This is a genomic window from Candidatus Formimonas warabiya (assembly GCF_002777255.1).
Taxonomy (GTDB): domain Bacteria; phylum Bacillota; class Dehalobacteriia; order Dehalobacteriales; family Dehalobacteriaceae; genus Formimonas; species Formimonas warabiya.
In genome coordinates, this window is the sequence record NZ_CP017634.1 from 1917233 (window position 1) to 1933617 (window position 16385).

The 16385-nt window shown below is 51.1% G+C and carries 16 protein-coding genes; 2 read left to right on the plus strand and 14 right to left on the minus strand.

The window, feature by feature from the left end; translation table 11 throughout:
• Positions 1 to 149: 149 nt before the first annotated feature.
• The 6 genes from DCMF_RS09025 to yqeC all read right to left on the minus strand — a co-directional run bounded on the left by DCMF_RS09025 (position 150) and on the right by yqeC (position 5430).
• Positions 150 to 923: an IclR family transcriptional regulator gene (locus DCMF_RS09025; protein ID WP_148134124.1), complete on the minus strand. Its 774-nt coding sequence runs from the start codon at positions 921 to 923 to the stop codon at positions 150 to 152.
• A gap of 63 nt (positions 924 to 986) precedes the next feature.
• Positions 987 to 2006 carry a molybdopterin-binding protein gene (locus tag DCMF_RS09030; protein WP_148134125.1) on the minus strand — a complete coding sequence of 340 codons (1020 nt, stop codon included), beginning with the start codon at positions 2004 to 2006 and terminating at the stop codon, positions 987 to 989.
• Positions 2006 to 2314 (minus strand): XdhC family protein, encoded by a 309-nt coding sequence (locus DCMF_RS09035; protein WP_148134126.1) that lies wholly within the window; start codon positions 2312 to 2314, stop codon positions 2006 to 2008. The genes DCMF_RS09030 and DCMF_RS09035 overlap by 1 nt, the downstream gene beginning before the upstream one ends.
• The gene (gene yqeB / locus DCMF_RS09040) at positions 2314 to 3951 is read right to left on the minus strand and encodes a selenium-dependent molybdenum cofactor biosynthesis protein YqeB (protein ID WP_148134127.1); all 1638 of its coding nucleotides are present in this window, start codon (positions 3949 to 3951) and stop codon (positions 2314 to 2316) included. The genes DCMF_RS09035 and yqeB overlap by 1 nt, the downstream gene beginning before the upstream one ends.
• A 91-nt stretch (positions 3952 to 4042) precedes the next feature.
• Positions 4043 to 4651, minus strand: coding sequence for a molybdenum cofactor cytidylyltransferase (gene mocA, locus DCMF_RS09045; protein ID WP_148134128.1), 609 nt, complete (start codon positions 4649 to 4651; stop codon positions 4043 to 4045).
• Positions 4652 to 4671: 20 nt separating this feature from the next.
• On the minus strand, positions 4672 to 5430 hold the full coding sequence (gene yqeC / locus DCMF_RS09050; RefSeq protein ID WP_148134129.1) for a selenium cofactor biosynthesis protein YqeC: 759 nt from the start codon (positions 5428 to 5430) through the stop codon (positions 4672 to 4674).
• Between the two features lie 193 nt (positions 5431 to 5623).
• Between yqeC and DCMF_RS09055 the strand changes: the two genes are divergently transcribed.
• Entirely contained in the window at positions 5624 to 5959 is a 336-nt protein-coding gene (locus tag DCMF_RS09055) for a carboxymuconolactone decarboxylase family protein (protein WP_148134130.1), read from the plus strand.
• A 261-nt stretch (positions 5960 to 6220) separates the two neighbouring features.
• Here DCMF_RS09055 and DCMF_RS09060 read toward each other — a convergent pair whose 3' ends face one another.
• Together DCMF_RS09060 and DCMF_RS09065 are read right to left on the minus strand one after the other, a co-directional pair.
• The gene (locus DCMF_RS09060) at positions 6221 to 7390 is read right to left on the minus strand and encodes an iron-containing alcohol dehydrogenase (RefSeq protein ID WP_148134131.1); all 1170 of its coding nucleotides are present in this window, start codon (positions 7388 to 7390) and stop codon (positions 6221 to 6223) included.
• A gap of 34 nt (positions 7391 to 7424) precedes the next feature.
• Complete coding sequence (locus DCMF_RS09065) at positions 7425 to 8900, minus strand: aldehyde dehydrogenase family protein (RefSeq protein ID WP_148134132.1); 1476 nt, start codon at positions 8898 to 8900, stop codon at positions 7425 to 7427.
• A gap of 330 nt (positions 8901 to 9230) precedes the next feature.
• On the opposite strand from DCMF_RS09065, the gene DCMF_RS09070 reads away from it, so the two are divergent.
• Positions 9231 to 11246 carry a sigma-54-dependent Fis family transcriptional regulator gene (locus tag DCMF_RS09070; protein WP_148134133.1) on the plus strand — a complete coding sequence of 672 codons (2016 nt, stop codon included), beginning with the start codon at positions 9231 to 9233 and terminating at the stop codon, positions 11244 to 11246.
• Positions 11247 to 11318: 72 nt separating this feature from the next.
• On the opposite strand, the gene DCMF_RS09075 is transcribed toward DCMF_RS09070, so the two are convergent.
• The 6 genes from DCMF_RS09075 to DCMF_RS09100 all read right to left on the minus strand — a co-directional run bounded on the left by DCMF_RS09075 (position 11319) and on the right by DCMF_RS09100 (position 16369).
• The gene (locus DCMF_RS09075; protein ID WP_214659211.1) at positions 11319 to 12374 is read right to left on the minus strand and encodes a sigma 54-interacting transcriptional regulator; all 1056 of its coding nucleotides are present in this window, start codon (positions 12372 to 12374) and stop codon (positions 11319 to 11321) included.
• A 27-nt stretch (positions 12375 to 12401) separates the two neighbouring features.
• On the minus strand, positions 12402 to 12725 hold the full coding sequence (locus tag DCMF_RS09080) for a hypothetical protein (protein ID WP_148134135.1): 324 nt from the start codon (positions 12723 to 12725) through the stop codon (positions 12402 to 12404).
• A gap of 57 nt (positions 12726 to 12782) precedes the next feature.
• A complete protein-coding gene (locus tag DCMF_RS09085) occupies positions 12783 to 13139 on the minus strand; it encodes a hypothetical protein (RefSeq protein ID WP_148134136.1) in 357 nt (118 codons plus the stop codon).
• Positions 13140 to 13224: 85 nt separating this feature from the next.
• Positions 13225 to 14700 carry a hypothetical protein gene (locus tag DCMF_RS09090; protein WP_148134137.1) on the minus strand — a complete coding sequence of 492 codons (1476 nt, stop codon included), beginning with the start codon at positions 14698 to 14700 and terminating at the stop codon, positions 13225 to 13227.
• A 50-nt stretch (positions 14701 to 14750) separates the two neighbouring features.
• Positions 14751 to 15884 (minus strand): molybdopterin-dependent oxidoreductase, encoded by a 1134-nt coding sequence (locus tag DCMF_RS09095; RefSeq protein ID WP_148134138.1) that lies wholly within the window; start codon positions 15882 to 15884, stop codon positions 14751 to 14753.
• Positions 15885 to 15934: 50 nt separating this feature from the next.
• A complete protein-coding gene (locus DCMF_RS09100; RefSeq protein WP_214659212.1) occupies positions 15935 to 16369 on the minus strand; it encodes a molybdopterin-binding protein in 435 nt (144 codons plus the stop codon).
• Positions 16370 to 16385 lie beyond the last annotated feature (16 nt).

The window sequence follows — 16385 nt, forward strand, 5'->3', positions numbered from 1 at the left end:
CGGCTCTTCTGCTTCCATAATGAGAAGTCTATACCTCCTTATCTTTCGAACATATCTGGGCACTTTCACACCTCAATGTTGTTATAAAAAAACAAAAGGACAAAGAACCTGTCCTTTGTCCCTTCTTATATCGTTGAATTGGCACCGAATCAAAAGAACCCTCCCTTTGATTCTTCCGGGACCCAGCCTAACTCCCGGGAAATCTTGTCCGCGGTGGCTGTGATCTTTTGGATCACTGTCTGGCGCATTTCTCCCTGCAGCCGGACAGAAGGCCCGATTACCGCCACACTGGCCACCACCTGGCAACCCCAATTCCAAACGGGCGCAGCAATGGCCGTGACACCTTCTTCCATTTCTTCTTCACAGGCGCCGTAACCCTGCTCTTTAATCTCTCTCAAATGTTGACACAAAAAGTCGGGATCCACAATACTTTTTTCCGTTAGCGGCGCCAAATTCTTGGAATAGACAATTTTCCGGATTAATTCTTCCGGCTGGTACGCGAGAATTACCTTGGCGGCCGCAGTGGTATTGAAAGGCATATCCCTGCCGATATGCACAAAATAATTCAGATTTCTGGACGCCCCAAAAGTATCGACGCAAATCGCTTTTTCATCTTGGAGAATGGTTAAGAAAACCGTTTCATTCAATTCGGCGCCCAGCTTCTCCAAATAGGCCCGCGCATAGTTTCTCAGGTCATTCTGGGCCAAAAAGCTTGCCCCAAGGCGTAAAACGGCCGGACCCAGCCGGTATCTTTTCGTCTGCACATCCTGGAGGACAAACCCGTATTCCATGAGGCTGTTTAAGGCCCGGTGCAGGGTGCTTTTGGGCAGGTCACAGGAATCGTATAATTCCGTAATGCCCAGCCCCTTTCCTGCTCCAGACAAAAATGTAAGGATCGTGACGATTCTATCTACGCTTTGCACAATACCCCTCCCCTTGTTTTTGAGGATCTGATTCGGGTCCGGTAACAAAGTGCCGGTTATTTCTCAGCGGCAAAAATAGCACTGGGGATAAGAACATTCCGGACAGGTTGAGCAGAACCCGCCCTCGCCCATTTTAATAAAGTCTTCCTTCTCCAATATTTCCCCGGCAAAAAACCTGGGCAAAACCACATCCAGCACGGTGGTGCGGTGAAACATGGCGCAGCCGGGCACGCCCATTAAAGCGGTGGAGCCCAAATAGGCCAGGAGAAACATGTTCCCCGGCTGGACCGGAACGCCGTAAGTGACAACGCGCGCCCCTGTTTTCCGCACCGCCCCCGGCGTCAGGTCATCCGGGTCTACCGACATGCCGCCGGTTAGAATAATCAGGTCGGCTCCCTCACGGGTAAAGCTCCGGATCGCCTCTCCAATCAGTTCCATATCATCGGGACAGAATTTTTGTCCCAGGTACTCCGCCTCGAAATAGTCCAGTTTTTTCTTCATCACAGGCCCGAACTTGTCCTGGATGCGTCCTTTAAATACTTCGTTCCCCGTGGTCACAATCCCTGCTTTCAGTTTTTGGTATGGTTTCACTTCAAACACAGGCCCTTCTTTTTCGCATAGAGCCTCTGCTTCTTCAATCTTATTTCCTTCTACCACCAGGGGAATCACCCGCGTCCCTGCCAGTTTCTGGTCTTTCTCCACGGTAAAATTATTGGGCAGGCTGGCCACGGAAACGGATTCAATAGAGTTGATCCGGTATAAAAGGGTGCCTTTTACCTTGTAGAGCCCTTTTACCAGGGATTTTAGGGTACACTTCCCTTCTTTGGGCGGCTCATAGACAATATGGGCGCCGCTCGTCGCTTTCGCCAGCCGGATGGCCGCCTCGTCCTCATGAACATCTCCCGGTTCCGGCTCCCATACATAAATATGTTCTTTTCCTATTTTCAACAGTTCTTCGATATCCTCTTCCCGGATCACGTGCCCTTTCTTAAAAGCTGTTCCCTTAAATTCCCCCGGCACAATTTTGGTCATATCCTGGCACAGAACCATGCCTACAGCCTTCTCCACCGGTACTGTTTTCATCAGATCTCCCCTCCAAAACATTCAATATAAACGGTGCCCCGTCCGCCGCAAACCATGCCCAAATCATCCAGATTGCATGTACAGTAAACCGCCTGTCCCGTGTCCAGCACAGTCAGGGCTTTTTGGATCGCCTGGTATTCCAGGGAACCGCCGCCGATGGTGCCCATGATGTTCCCTTCGGGAAACACCAGCATTTTTGCCCCCGCTTTCCGGGGTGTGGACCCATCGGTACTGCACAGTGTCACTAAAGCCACCTTTCTTCTGTTTCTTAAGGCATCAAGGATGGTTTGAATAATTTCTGCCGTCATCAGAACACCCCTCCCCTGATTTCATGAACCGGTCTTCCTGTTCCCTTATTTTCTCCGGCGACGATTTCTGCCAGAATACTCAAGGCAATCTCCGCCGGCCTCTGTCCGCCCAGGTCCAAGCCCACAGGGGCGGAAATTCTCTCTAAAGCCTCCCGGGGAATTCCTTCCTCCAGCAGGGCCCGGAAAGTCTGCTTTACCTTCTGGATACTGCCGATCATGCCGATGTAATTGACTGGGGTGGCCGCCAAATGCCGGACACAGGTGCGGTCCTGGCTGTGGCCCCGGGTGATGATGACGATGCTGGTCACGGCATCTATTTCCTTTTCCAGCAGCTTCTTTTGAAAAACGTCTTCGAAAGAAGCACAAATAATTTTCCCCGCCCGGGGAAAACGTTCCTCATTGGCAAATTCCGGTCTGTCGTCTACCACAATCACCCGGAACTCCAGAATCGCCGCCATCTCCGCTAAAGGCAGGGCCACATGCCCGCCCCCAAAGATGATCAGTTTCTTCTGGGGAGAAATGCGCTCGGCAAAAATTTTTATCACGCCGTCCCCGTCGGTTTTCCCCATTTCCGTCCAGGGAACTTGCCAATCGATAATGGTCCCCTCCTGTCCATGAGCTAAGATATCATTTGACCGGGAAAGCATGTCCCGGTCCAGGGCCGGTATCCTCAGGGAACCGAACTTTCGCCCGTCGGCCATGACGAGAAGACGGGCGCCGGATTCCAGTTCATGCGTTGCGCCGGCATCGATCAAGGTATAGAGCACACCTGAGTTTCCCTGCCCCAATAGTTCCTCAATTTGCGAAAAAATCTGGAGATCTCTTTCTCTTTTCTTCTCACCGCTGATTCCCTGCAGTTTCCAGATTGCCCTTAATACCCCCCAGCCGATCTGCCATGCTTTGTCGGTGACCCGGAAGCACAGGTCCGGCCTTTTTTCCGGGTGAATATCTCCTACTTTCAGGCCGGGATATGCGGGCAGTCCGCTTTTCAGCAGCCCCCGGACGACCCCGGGAATTTCTGCTTTTACCGGCGCATCATCTACATACCCGACAATATCCCCCTTTTCCACAAGGTCTCCGATCTCCAGCCTGTTCCGGAATATCCCCCCGGCAGGAGCGCGCAGCAGCCTTTCTATGGCATATCCTTTCACTTCCCCCGGAATGCCCGTATTGGGTATGGCGGTTCCGGAAAAAATCGGCTCCCCCAAACGGTTCCCCCGCTGGGTCTCAATCACTGCATGCACGTCCCGTCCGGCGTGAAATCCGGGCCCTAAAGCAATCACTGTACCGGCATCATCCAAATTTGTGCCTAAGTTTTTTTTGGCCATGGCAGCATCAATAAAAATTTCCGGCCGGTAATTTTTCAGGGTCTTCCCCTCCGGATCCACCAAAACGGGAATTTCTCCCCGGTCAGCCACTTCCCTTGCCTGAGAAAAATCATCGACCAGCCGGCCCCAGGTTCCCTCGATGCAAATGCTGTCCTGATAAACCATATCGGCAAATGAAACCTTTCTCCGCACACAGGTAGGCTGAGGAATCTCTGTCATCACCACCGGATATCCGGCCTTTTTAAGCACCAGAGCCACCCCGCTGGCCAAATCCCCTGCCCCTTTAATCAATACATAAGGAAAAACCATGGTATACCCCCTCCTTGCCCGTCACCTATCATCTCTGGGTCCACGTTATATAACTCTTTATATAACGTGTGTCAAAAAATAGCCTTTGAAATTATTTTTCCTGCAAAGGTTGATTTTTCCAAAAATGATATTCTTCCGGGCTGTCTATATCAATATAAATGCCTGGATCATTCCCTTCCACAAAATATACTCTGCTGTGATCACGCTTCACGACTTCCCTGGCCCCGGCATCGCCGGAAATATGGAGCAGTTCGGAAAACAGGGAGCGGTCGAACAAAACCGGATGCCCCTTTTTCTCCTGAAAAACCGGTATCACGATGGGGCTTCCCCTCTCCCTATAGGCTTTCAGAATGCCGTCAATGGTTCCCGGCTTCACAAAGGGCATGTCGCCCGGTAAAATCATGACACCGTCAATGTCCTGATCCGCCGTCAAGCTTTTGATCCCTTCCTGAACGGTGGTGCTCATTCCCTGCATATAATAGGGATTGTCCACAAAATCAACGGCATAGGGGGCCAGAACCTGTCTCACCTGTTCTCTTTGGTTCCCCAGCACCACCGTCACCCCGTCAACTTTAGCATGCAAAAAATTGCTCACCGTATTTTCGATTACCGTTTTACCGAGCAAAGGCAATAATAGCTTGTTTTTTCCCATGCGGCGGGAAAATCCTGCCGCCAGTACCACCGCTTTAACTTTTCCCAAGAAAAGCACCCCGCAATAATTTATATCGCCTCCATCATGGGCTCTGACCTTCCTACTGCGCCCATGACCACCTTTTCCACACCTGCTTCTTTCAGGATGCCGGCCAAGACTCGGGCCCGCTGCCGGTCCTGTTCACTCTCCACTTTATTGATGAAAGGAATCCAGCGGGCACCTGAAGGAACATTCTTTTTAAAGCCCCTGGGATCCAGGAAAACTTGCGCAATATCCTTTTCCTGCACCAGATCACCTTCCCGCAAACCGGTGATGGCACAGATTTGTTCCACACAATGAAAATGTTTTTCACTCAAAGGATAACCAAACGCATCCACCCCTACCACCGGCACCACCAGGTCGGCCCCTTCCGGAATTACCGGCTCATAAGGGCGGGGGGCTTTAAAAGGTTTCCCTTTTGCGCCGTCCCCTTCCACCAGAATCAAATCCGCCAAAGATTTTTCCTTTATTCTGTCCATGATTCCGGGGTCCAAACCCACAATTTTACCTGCCGTATTGATTTCCCGCCCCAGTACAGCAATGGGACTCTTCTTGAACGCTTCCCTGATCGGGCAGGAAAAATCAGTTAAATCATCCCGCAAAAGAAGTTGACAGGCCAGATGCGCCGGAGGAAATATTTTGGTGGTGGGCCCAATGACTGTCTTTTTTCCCGCTGCGGCAGCTTCCCGGGCCCATTGGTTAATCAGGCTGGTTTTGCCTCCTCCCCCCACCATCACCGCCATGGCGCCTGCAGGGAGCTCAAACAATTGATCAAATATTCCTGTCATACTGTCCTCCGAAAGGATCCCCTATTTAAACCTATTTTTCAATTTATTTCGCTGTCGAATGGCAAACTCCTGTTATCAAGAATAAAAAAACAATTTTTCCCCTGCCTGCACCAGGCATGCCGATAAAAATACATATCGGACCAATATTTGGTTATGCTAAAAAAATATTAGGACATAGAGGAGGACGATGCTGATGGACACGATCGAAAACAATCTCAAATATTTTATGGGAAAGCATGAGGAAATTTACCATGCCTATGAAAATTACGGTCAACTAATGCATGAGATAGGAGGCCCTTTAGATGAAAAGACCCGCTGGCTGCTTAAAGTGGCCATTTCCACTGCCTGCCAGTACAAATACGCTTTAAGGACCCATATCATCAAGGCGATAAAAACGGGCTGCACCCGGGAAGAAATTGAGCATGCCATTATGCTGGTCGCTCCTACGGCAGGATTTCCCAAAACCATGGAAGGGATTTTAATTCTCAGAGAAGAGATGGGAGAAGTGCACCAGGGCGGCCCCCATTAACAAAAGCCTGGGAAAACCGCAGGCTTTTCGGGATCCGGGTACCGGGAAACCAATGCAACCAATATCACCTTACGTGCCGATACCCCTAACTTATAAATTTTGAGTATAAAGATCTCTCCCCAAAAAGCAGGGAGAGATTTTCCATACCACTGGATAATTAACTTTCCTCCATTAAATCAAGGCGATTGTTTCCGGTGGGTTAAAAGCCTCTTTAATGGTTCTGGGGCTCATGCACCGGGAAGTAAATCCTCCAATATGATCTTACGCCATGGCGGCTTGATAGATGCGCATGACGTCATCCAAGGCTGCCGTTCTGGGATTCGTGAAACAGCACGCGTCTTTCATGGCATTACCGGCCATGACTGGGAAATCCTTTTCCTGAACGCCTAATTCAGCCAGCCCTACGGGAATGCCGATGTCGGACGACAATTTCCTAATGGCGTCGATGGCTTGATCCGCCGCATCCCGGATAGATCTGCCGCTTATGTTTTCTCCCAGGGCCACGGCAATATCCTTAAAACGATCCGGGCAGGCAATCAGGTTGAATTTGGCCACATGGGGGAGCAGAATGGCGTTGCATACCCCGTGGGGCAGGTTATACAGACCGCCTAGCTGATGTGCCATCGCATGTACGTATCCCAGGGAAGCATTATTGAATGCCATTCCTGCTAAAAACTCAGCATAGGCCATGGCATCCCGGGCTTTCATGTTCGAACCGTTGGCAACGGCATTGCGCAGATTTTCCCCGATCAGTTTTATCGCCATTAAAGCCGCGGCATCGGTAACCGGATTAGCAAGGGTCGATACATAAGCTTCCACCGCATGGGTCAAAGCATCCATCCCCGTTGCAGCGGTCAAAGCCGGGGGCATTCCCACCATCAGTAAGGGGTCGTTCACGGCAATATTCGGTGTCGTCCGCCAATCTACAATTGCCATCTTGACATGGGTGGATGTATTGGTAATAATACAAAAACGGGTCATCTCCGAAGCCGTCCCGGCGGTGGTATTCACGGCGATAAAAGGCGGCATGGCTTTGTTTGCCTTGTCAACGCCTTCATAGTCCCGGATATTTCCCCCGTTGGTGGCGACAATGCCGATCCCTTTGGCACAATCATGGGCACTGCCTCCCCCCAGAGACAAAATCATATCCGCCCCGCATTCCTGGTAAATTTTTAAACCCTCGTGCACATTTTTATCTGTAGGGTTCGGTTCAGCTCCTGCAAAAATGGTTACCTGAACACCCGCTTCTTCCAGCATCCTTTTCATTTCATCCGCCATACCCGCGGGGCGCCCCAGATAAGCATCGGTGACCAGCAAAATATGGGTGCCGCCAAGAATACTAACTTGGCCGGGAATTTCCTTGTGACAGCCAACTCCCATCAGATTAACCGCAGGAATAAAATATGCGTAAGTCTGTTCGCCTATTGCCATTGACAGTCCTCCATATCTAAATTGATCTCTGAATTTAGTAAAGGCCCACTTTTCCTTCGGTCATGCTGATGAAAATGTTCTTCATCTGGGTGTAGTGGTCCAGAATCACTTTATGGGTTTCCCGGCCGATACCGGACTTTTTGTAGCCGCCGAAGGGGGCATGGGCAGGCAGGCTATTGTAATTGTTGACCCACATGCGCCCGGTTTCAATGTTTCTCGCTACCCGGAAGGCCCGGTTAATATCCTTCGTCCACACGGCGCCACCCAGGCCGAATTCACTGTCGTTAGCCATGGCGACAACTTCTTCTTCCGTTTTGAACTTAATTACTACGGCCACAGGCCCGAAGATTTCTTCCTGGGCCACTCTCATTTTATTGTTCACATCGATCAGGAGGGTAGGCTCCATGAAGCATCCTTTGTCCAGGCCATGATTCGTGATGCGGTGACCCCCGCACGCCACCTTTGCTCCTTCTTGTTTGCCGATCTCGATATAGGCCAAAATATCCTGCAAGTGCGATTCATAGATCTGGGAGCCCATCTGGGTATCTTTTTCCCAGGGCAGCCCCACTTTGATCTTCTTAAATGCGGCCGCCGCTTCCGCCACAAACTTATCGTAAATATCCTCATGAACAAATACCCGGGAGCCGGCACAGCAAACCTGACCCTGGTTGAACAGGATGCCGATCTGCAGGCCCTCTATAGCCTTCTCCCAGGGGCAGTCCGGGAAGTAAATGTTGGCCGATTTCCCCCCTAATTCCAGGGTGGATGGTATTAATTTTTTGGCTGCGGCATCCGCAATGGTATAACCGACGTCGGTAGAGCCGGTAAAGGCCAGCTTGCGGAAGCCGGGATGGGACAGCATGTAATTGCCCGCGCCGGAACCCCGGCCCGTGATCACATTCACCACACCGGGCGGCAGCACCTGATCCAGCAGCTTCGCCAGTTCCAGAATACTTAAAGAGGTATAGCTGGACGGCTTGATCACTGTGCAGCACCCGGCGGCCAGCACTGGGGCGATTTTCCAGGCCCCCATCAGCAAAGGAAAGTTCCAGGGAATGATCTGGCCCACTACCCCGATGGGCTCCCTGAGGACAATGCTCAGGGTGTCTTTATCGATCATCACCGCTTCCCCTTCCTCGGTGCGGATGGCGCCGGCAAAATAGCGGAAGTGGTCGGAACTGAGGGGGACATCAATAGCCAAGGTTTCCCGGATGGGCTTGCCGTTATCCATGGTCTCCACCAAAGCAAGCTTTTCCGCATTTTCATCGATCAGGTCGGCAATCTTCAGCAGCAGGGCGGAGCGCTCCTGGGGGCTGACATTTTTCCAGCTTTCCCAGGCGGCCCAGGCGGCGGCAACAGCATCGTCCACGTCTTCTTTTCCCGCGTCGACACAGGTGGCAAGCAGTTCACCGTTGGCCGGGCAGTAGGCTGAAAAGGTCTTCCCTTCCTTTCCGTCCACCCACTTGCCGTTAATAAAAAGTTGATAGCTTTCATCCATCGGTCTTTGCATCGTTATCCCTCCATTTTTTTATGGTTGAGCTTGTATGGGATCATCTAAATGCAATATTTGTGCCAAAGCCTTTCTCCCCGACCACCGGTGAATTTCCGGAAAAGATCCGGGGTTATCAAGGCTTTTCCCTGTCCCGGCGGCCCGTATCCCCGGGACATGTCAACCATTTGTCACCCAGTTGTTCATTTTATTTTACAAATCGTAAACACCCGGGCAAATCCCTCCCGAAGAAATTCAGAAAAAACTGTCATTTCAAGCAGGGTTTTTAATCATGGATGACGTAATAGGTAATTGATCATTCAGGCAAGCAATGAAAAGGGAGGTGGCACCGTGGGAGGAGAAAAAACCAGCGCCGGGGATATCGCCTCAGCCTGGAAAACATTTATCTCGAAGGCGCAGATCACGGAAGTGGTACGCCCGGAAATAGCCCATTCCTGGCAGCGCTGTCATCAGGCCGGGGTTGATCCCTTCAGCGGGGTCAGCCATCTGATTTTAAGCCGGGACCAACTGCACGCATTGCTCACAAAAAAAAGAAACCTGATCGATATCGCCCGTCCTTTCATGTCCAACCTTTACCGGTTTGTGAAAGGATCCGGGTTTATCGTCATGCTCTCAGATGAACAGGGCTATATGATGGAAACCATCGGGGACAGTGAGACCCAGGAAAAAGCCTCGGAACTGAATTTAATCAAGGGGGCCAGCTGGCAGGAAAGGGTCGTGGGCACCAACGGCATCGGCACAGCCCTGGCTATGGCTAAACCGATTCAGGTTTCCGGGGCGGAACATTACTGTAAGAAGGTGCATTCCTGGACCTGCTCGGCCGCTCCCATCTATGATGAAATAGGCGGAATCACCGGCGCTTTGCAGATGTCCGGCCCTTCCTGCAAAACGCACCAGCATACCCTGGGGATGGTGGTGGCTGCGGTCAAGGCCATTGAGGAGCAGATCAGCATCAAGCAAAGGAACCGGGAATTGACATTGCTTAACAACCGTTTGAACAACATCGTGCTCACGGTATCCGACGGCATCATCGTCACCGGCAAAGAGGGGGTCATTGAGCAGGTCAACCCGGCCGCCGAAAAGATATTGGGCAAAAAAGGCCCTGAGATCACCGGCAGCCTGATCCGGGATTACCTGGAGAATGCTGCGAAAATAGAAGAACTGCTTGATCTGGGGAAATCATACAAAGAAGCGGAACTTCAGGTAACGGCACATAACGGGTCCGTGCCCTGCCTTTCCTCGGGTAAACCGATCCGGGACGAACACGGCAGCGTAAGCGGGGCGGTGATCTTTATCAACCCCCTCCATAAAATCAAAAACCTGATCAACCGCTTCAGCGGCGCCCATGCCACCTTTTCTTTCAAAGATATCATCGGCAAAAACAAGCAGCTGTTGAAGGCAGTGGACTTGGCTACCCTTGCGGCAGGCAATAACAGCCATGTCCTTCTGCAGGGGGAGAGCGGCACGGGAAAAGAAGTTTTTGCCCAGGCCATTCATAACCACAGCGGGCGCAGAAACGGGCCCTTTATCGCCATTAATTGCGGGGCCATTCCCCGGGAATTAATCGGCAGCGAACTGTTTGGCTATGAAGAAGGTTCCTTCACCGGGGCGCACCGGGGCGGGCGGCCGGGAAAATTTGAACTGGCCTCGGGAGGCACCCTTTTCCTGGACGAAATCGGCGACATGCCCATAGAGCATCAAGTCGCCCTGCTCAGGGTACTCCAGGACAAACAGGTGACCCGGATCGGGGGCAATAAGGTGATTCTGGTCGACGTGCGCATTATTTGCGCCACAAATAAAAATCTTCCCTTGGAAGTAGCAAAAGGAAATTTCCGCCAGGACCTATTCTACCGGCTCAATGTGATGACCATCACCCTGCCTTCCTTGCGCAACCGGCAGGATGACATCCCCTTGTTGTTTCAGGTGTTCTTTCGCGAGATTTGCCAGAAAAACGGCATCCCTGTTCCCCAGGCGGATCCTCGTGTCATCTCCACCCTGCAGCACTATAGCTGGCCCGGCAATATCCGGGAATTCCAAAACATTCTGGAAAGGATGATCAATGTGGCCCAGGGACAGGAAATCGGCCTGGAACACCTGCCGGAAGAAATTGTCTCTTACCGCCCTCCCAGCGGCTCCGCGCAAGAAATCATGCCGCCCTCACCCGTTGATCATCTCAAAAATAATAAAATAAAAATTAAGGAATTGCTGGAGGAAAATGAACGCCAGGACATGATAAACCGGCTGCTTCTTTATCATGGCAATGTCAGCCAAGTGGCAAAAGAAATGGGGATCTCCCGGACCTCCCTTTATAAAAGGCTTAAAAGACTGGAGATATCCATGAAATAATTTAGTGTCAAACTAGTTGCTGTTTTTTATCAAGCCCATTATTTGTCAAAGAGGCTATCCTGACAAAAGACTTTATGATTCTTTCCTTTGTGCAATGCCAAGCTTTTTCATCCGGTACGCCAGGCTCTGTTGAATAATGCCCAATTCCTTGGCTGTTTTCGGGTAATTCCACATATTCCGTTTCAGGCTGTCCATGATTAATTGTTTTTCTAATTCTTTCAGGGTATCCGGAAGATTTTGCCGTTCTCCCGGTATTTTTAGTTCTTCCCTTGTGCTGAGCAATACCTGCTTGAGACGTGGGGGCAAATGTTCCAAACCCAATTCTTTCTCATTGTTTTCCACCCGAATCATTAAATTCTCCAGAACATGTTCAAGTTCCCTCAGGTTTCCCGGCCAGTTGTAAAAAAGCAAAAGTTCGTAAAGTTCCGGTGAGACAAACCTAACATCCTTCCGGAGGATGAGATTGGATTTCTTTATGAACGTCTCTGTAATACTGGCAATATCTTCCCGTCTCATGCGCAAGGGAGGGATGTGCAGAGCCACGCGGGCAATCCGGTAAAAAAGATCCTGCCTTAGTCTTCCTTCCGCAATTAACTTCTGGGGCGCTTTATTAGTCGAACAAATCACGCGGCACTCAACCGGTATGACATTTAAGGCGCCTACGCGCCGAAAATTCATCTCATGCATGACGCGCAACAGTTTAGCCTGCAGTAATAAGGACAGGGAATCGATTTCATCGAGAAAAAGCGTTCCCGCCCGGGCCTCCTCAAAAAGACCGGCTTGGTCAATGGCTCCTGTAAAGGTTCCCTTCACTGTGCCGAAAAGAATGCGGTCCAGCATTGTTTCAGGAAGGGCAGCACAATTGATCGCGACAAAAGGCTGCTGGGAATTTCTGCTGAAATTATGGATGCTCTGAGCAAAAATTTCTTTTCCGGTACCTGCCTCTCCGTCAATCAATACGGCACAGTTCAGCAGGGAAGCCCTTTGAGCATCCTTGATTAAACCATGAATAGCATGACTGGTTCCCACGATATCGCTAAATGTATATCTTGTGCCGTTCCGTTTCCCAACGGGCAGTTCTGGCACAAATTCTTTTAATGTCTCTCCTAAACCCAGTGCATCCATCATTAAGCCTCGCTTCCAAGTCATTTGTGGTTAAAAACAACATAACGTACAGTGCGTGATCCGGTATCCATATTCATCACATACATTCGCAACGAGAGATCCGCTTACCCCCAGCTTTTCCGCCATTCTGTGGGCCTGTTCACACCGGATGCGCCGGTCCGGGTACAGTTCCTCCAACATTTTTTTGATCAGCTGCCTTTTTTCTAAATAGACGTCAAATATATCTTCCAAGCAGTTTTTTAGATCCCGGGATAAACCTTTCTTAGCCTTTTCCGGAAAAATAGGCCTATCCGGATTGAGCGCCTTCAGGTTCAGCAGGAAATCCTTTTCTTCTTCCCGGCCCGCCTCCTGCACAACAATGAGATCCGCTTTCCGGATCCAGTCTGCCTCAGGGCTGATCTCCCCTACCGGTCACCGGGCGAGCACTATTTGAATGCTCCAGGGATAGTCCTGCATCCCCCCGGCCCCGTCCAGCAAAATTTTTTCCTTTTCCGTCCCGGTGAAAAACATGGAACGGACCGCTTTCTGCACCTTGGTCCTGGGTCCCCGGACCTCCGTATACCTGCCTAAGGCGTCCGTATTGATTTGAATCTTTTTGAGCAGTTCTGCCGGATTTTCCGGCCGGCAAATTTGCAGCGGGCCCTCCTCAGTCTCATCATCCTTCGGGAAGAGCCGCACCACTTTAAATTCAGGGAACAATTTCAGAAACCGGGATATAAAATTGGTGTCTTCCATCGGGCCGATATAATTCATTGCTAGCGTCAGCATATTGGTCCTCCTGTTTTTGAGGCAGATTGTCCGTGCACGGACATCCGCATCCGCATCTATTTTTTAGGCAGATTAGGATTGATCACTACTCTGATTTTTTGCCTGAGAGCAAAAGATAGGGAACATAGAGTCTCTCCGGGGACAGGTGATCCCCCATGTCACCATGGGTACCGGGTAGTGCTGTCACAATGATCTTTCCCGGCCACCTGTGTACCATTTCATTTATATAAGCGTCAATTTGGGACAGCGCATTTTCCGCCTGCACAGATTGTGTCCCAAAGCGGGCCTGTGCTGCGCCGATAGAATCAAACCGGACAAGGGTCAGTCCGTAGTTGTCCCCGATACTTTTCAGCAGCCGGGCGTATATTTCGTCGTCGGCACTGCCGCTTCCGTTATCATCCCCTACTGGGATCCCGCCAGGGGTGGGAAGCAGGCCGCCCGCCTCTAATAGGAGGACCTTTTTTCCCAGTTCTTCCGCTTTTGTGCCCAGGGTGCTTGCGGTGAGATTTTTCCCGTTTTGCGCTAAAACACCGTTTTCCGCAGGGGGCAGCCCCGTTAGGATGGAGGCCAGCCAGACCTGATCCCGGAGCGGGTAGACCCCCATGGCTTCGGTTGCTCCGGCATTTTTCTTCAAAAAGGGTGCCATGCCCCTTTCCAGGGCATCCTGATAATCCCGGCAGGAAACTCCGTCCAGCAATACTACCAGGACATTTTCCCCCTTCTCCAGATAGTGGGTGCCGTCAAAATAGGTGTCCATAATGTTTGCCAAAGGGGGATTGATCACCGCCCATCTCACCTTTTCCATCTTTTCCCGGGTTTCCGGCCGGATATAGTTGACATAGTTTCCGCACAGTTCGTAGTAGCCGCTCTGATCCACCAGCCGGTACTCCCCTTTTTCTCCCCACAGCATTACCTGGGCTTCCCGGTCCAAAGGAGTCAAATCACTGAGCCGGAAAACCCGCCTTCTTGTAAATACGCTGTCTTCATAAGTCCTCCCCGCACGCTCCACCACCGCCTGTCCTTCAAAATAAGGGTATGAAAGGACCATCCCGGTATAAAGCTGCCCCACGGTCAGATTTAAAAAGTCCCGGCCGTTTTGAACCGTGAAGCGATTGGGGGAGGAAGCGCTGTCGGCAACAAGGATGATCTCTTGAATCATCTTGGCATTGGCGCTGATGGGATGGCGCAGGTTAAGCGCCACCCACCCATTGTCCCGGGTGAAAGAGAGATAGCTCTGGTCCAGGCCGTCTGCTTCAATGGCCGAGGTAAAGCCATCACCGGCCACGAAAAAAATCTTTTTAACCGGACCCTGGGGCAGGGCTTTCTTGATCAGCGCCGCCAGCTTCACTGCTTGATAGCCCCTTTTCTCAACGGTTATTTTCTCCGGCGCCCCGATCTCCCTGATGTCCCGGACACTTAGGACCTCCCCCACATCGCCCAGGACGGTAAGGGGAGGCACAAAGGAGAGAGACCTGCCCATGATACTGCCGGCAAAAAAGGCGGCGGCAACGATGGCCGCCAGGCAAATCCCCACGCCAAATAATTTTTTCCTGTGATCCATACGCACCCTCCTTTATCTGGCCCGGTTGGGATTTTTCGGGAAAATTGCCGTTATTCCAGGGGCTCCACGGAAATTAAGTCCTTTAGCGTTTTGTGGCCCGGGGCACCGGAATCAAAGGTGACGATGCCGTCTTTGTCCAGGCCTACAGAGGCATGCGCCATTTCTGTAATCGCCAGTTCCAGCCTGGTGCCGTCGGCGGAGGTAAATCTGTACTTCTCGGCATTAACCGACCCGATCTCCCTGACAATGTCTGTAAAGGCAATTTCGCTGCTTTGGTCCCCCGTTGACCCGGACCAAACCTTTAATGCCTGGGACAGAGAAAAGAATGCCGTGGTGCCATAGTTTACATAGAGCAAATCCCGCACATGCATCCCCTGGGGCAAATCAGGGGATAAAAACCGGGGCGTGTCCGCGCCGGTGATTTTCAGATTGCCTGCCAGGAAATTCGCCGCACTCTCATTTTTTTTCAGCCCGTCTCCCGCAGCCATAAATACGCTTTTCACGGTGCTGTCGTTGATATCGGCATATTTGCCGATTAAATCCCTGGTTTTAATCACCTTGTCCATGCTTTCATAATATTGATAATCTTCCTGGGGCAGGTTTTTGGCCGCCGTATCCAGAAAGATAATTTTTTGACATAATTGAGCCGTCTCACCGGTAGCAAATTCGATTCGGTTCAGCATTCTTACCCAGTACATGGCCCGTTCCCCCGGGATGATCACGTGCACAGGCCGGTCCTCCTGAGCAAGGGGCTCCCCCTCATTCATCAAGGCCAGGATGATGTCCCGGTTCGCGAGAATATCCGCGGGAACGGCGATGGAATACTGATCCTTGGCGGAAAACCGGATCAAAGAAAAATCTTTCTGGCTTTTGCCGTATTTTTTCAGAAAAGTATCCAAGAGCGGTCCGGTAGCCTTTACCTTTACCTGCTCCCCGTTTGCCCGGTTGGACACAGCGCTTTTGGTCACGGGTTCCAGGTCCGTCAAATCCGCCACGCTGATTTCAAAATCCTGGTCCTCCAGCCCGGAGATCACAATCTTTTCATCCCCATAAGCGGCTAGCTTGTTTTTTAATTCTTCCGGCCCAAGGGCGGAGCTGCCGCAGCCTGCGCCAAACAGCAGGGCCAGCAGCACCAGCACGGGCATTATCTTGGCATAACTTTTTATGAACATCTTCATTCTCATGTTTTATTCCCCTAAATAGCATAATAATCTGCACCCATAGCTGTTTTAGCTTAATCCATGACGAATTCAATGCGGTTAACCTGATATGTCCAATAAGATGACGGCGCTTCGGGAATGATAATGCGCAAGGGCTGAAAGCGCCCCTCCAGGGGCTTGTTTCCGGAGGCCAGGGAAAGAATGATCTCCTTTTCCAGCAAATCATTTTTGAGAACGGTTTTATAGCCGTCCGCCGCACAAAAACGAATGGTGCTAAAGTCCTTCTGGCTAAATTCATAGCGGGCCAAAAAAGTATTAAGCAAAGGGCCTACCGCTGTTACGGTGCCCACATCTGCCGATATACTCGTGGCGCTCCGCCGCACACAGGGTAAAGCGGCCAGCATGTTGGGGGTGATGGTGAATTCATTTTCCGTCAGGCCGACAATCTTAATAGGCGTATCGCCGTAAGCCGAAATATCGGCTTTGACTTTCCCATCATTTTTGATCATGTAAACGCTCACCAGA

Bases quoted from the DNA above. Each gene is read 5' to 3' on its own strand.
- DCMF_RS09030 (WP_148134125.1), bottom strand. From the start codon at position 2,006: ATGAAAACAGTACCGGTGGAGAAGGCTGTAGGCATGGTTCTGTGCCAG.
- DCMF_RS09035 (WP_148134126.1), bottom strand. From the start codon at position 2,314: ATGACGGCAGAAATTATTCAAACCATCCTTGATGCCTTAAGAAACAGA.
- yqeB (WP_148134127.1), bottom strand. From the start codon at position 3,951: ATGGTTTTTCCTTATGTATTGATTAAAGGGGCAGGGGATTTGGCCAGC.
- yqeC (WP_148134129.1), bottom strand. From the start codon at position 5,430: ATGACAGGAATATTTGATCAATTGTTTGAGCTCCCTGCAGGCGCCATG.
- DCMF_RS09055 (WP_148134130.1), top strand. From the start codon at position 5,624: ATGGACACGATCGAAAACAATCTCAAATATTTTATGGGAAAGCATGAG.
- DCMF_RS09060 (WP_148134131.1), bottom strand. From the start codon at position 7,390: ATGGCAATAGGCGAACAGACTTACGCATATTTTATTCCTGCGGTTAAT.
- DCMF_RS09065 (WP_148134132.1), bottom strand. From the start codon at position 8,900: ATGCAAAGACCGATGGATGAAAGCTATCAACTTTTTATTAACGGCAAG.
- DCMF_RS09075 (WP_214659211.1), bottom strand. From the start codon at position 12,374: ATGATGGATGCACTGGGTTTAGGAGAGACATTAAAAGAATTTGTGCCA.
- DCMF_RS09085 (WP_148134136.1), bottom strand. From the start codon at position 13,139: ATGCTGACGCTAGCAATGAATTATATCGGCCCGATGGAAGACACCAAT.
- DCMF_RS09090 (WP_148134137.1), bottom strand. From the start codon at position 14,700: ATGGATCACAGGAAAAAATTATTTGGCGTGGGGATTTGCCTGGCGGCC.
- DCMF_RS09095 (WP_148134138.1), bottom strand. From the start codon at position 15,884: ATGAGAATGAAGATGTTCATAAAAAGTTATGCCAAGATAATGCCCGTG.
- DCMF_RS09100 (WP_214659212.1), bottom strand. From the start codon at position 16,369: ATGATCAAAAATGATGGGAAAGTCAAAGCCGATATTTCGGCTTACGGC.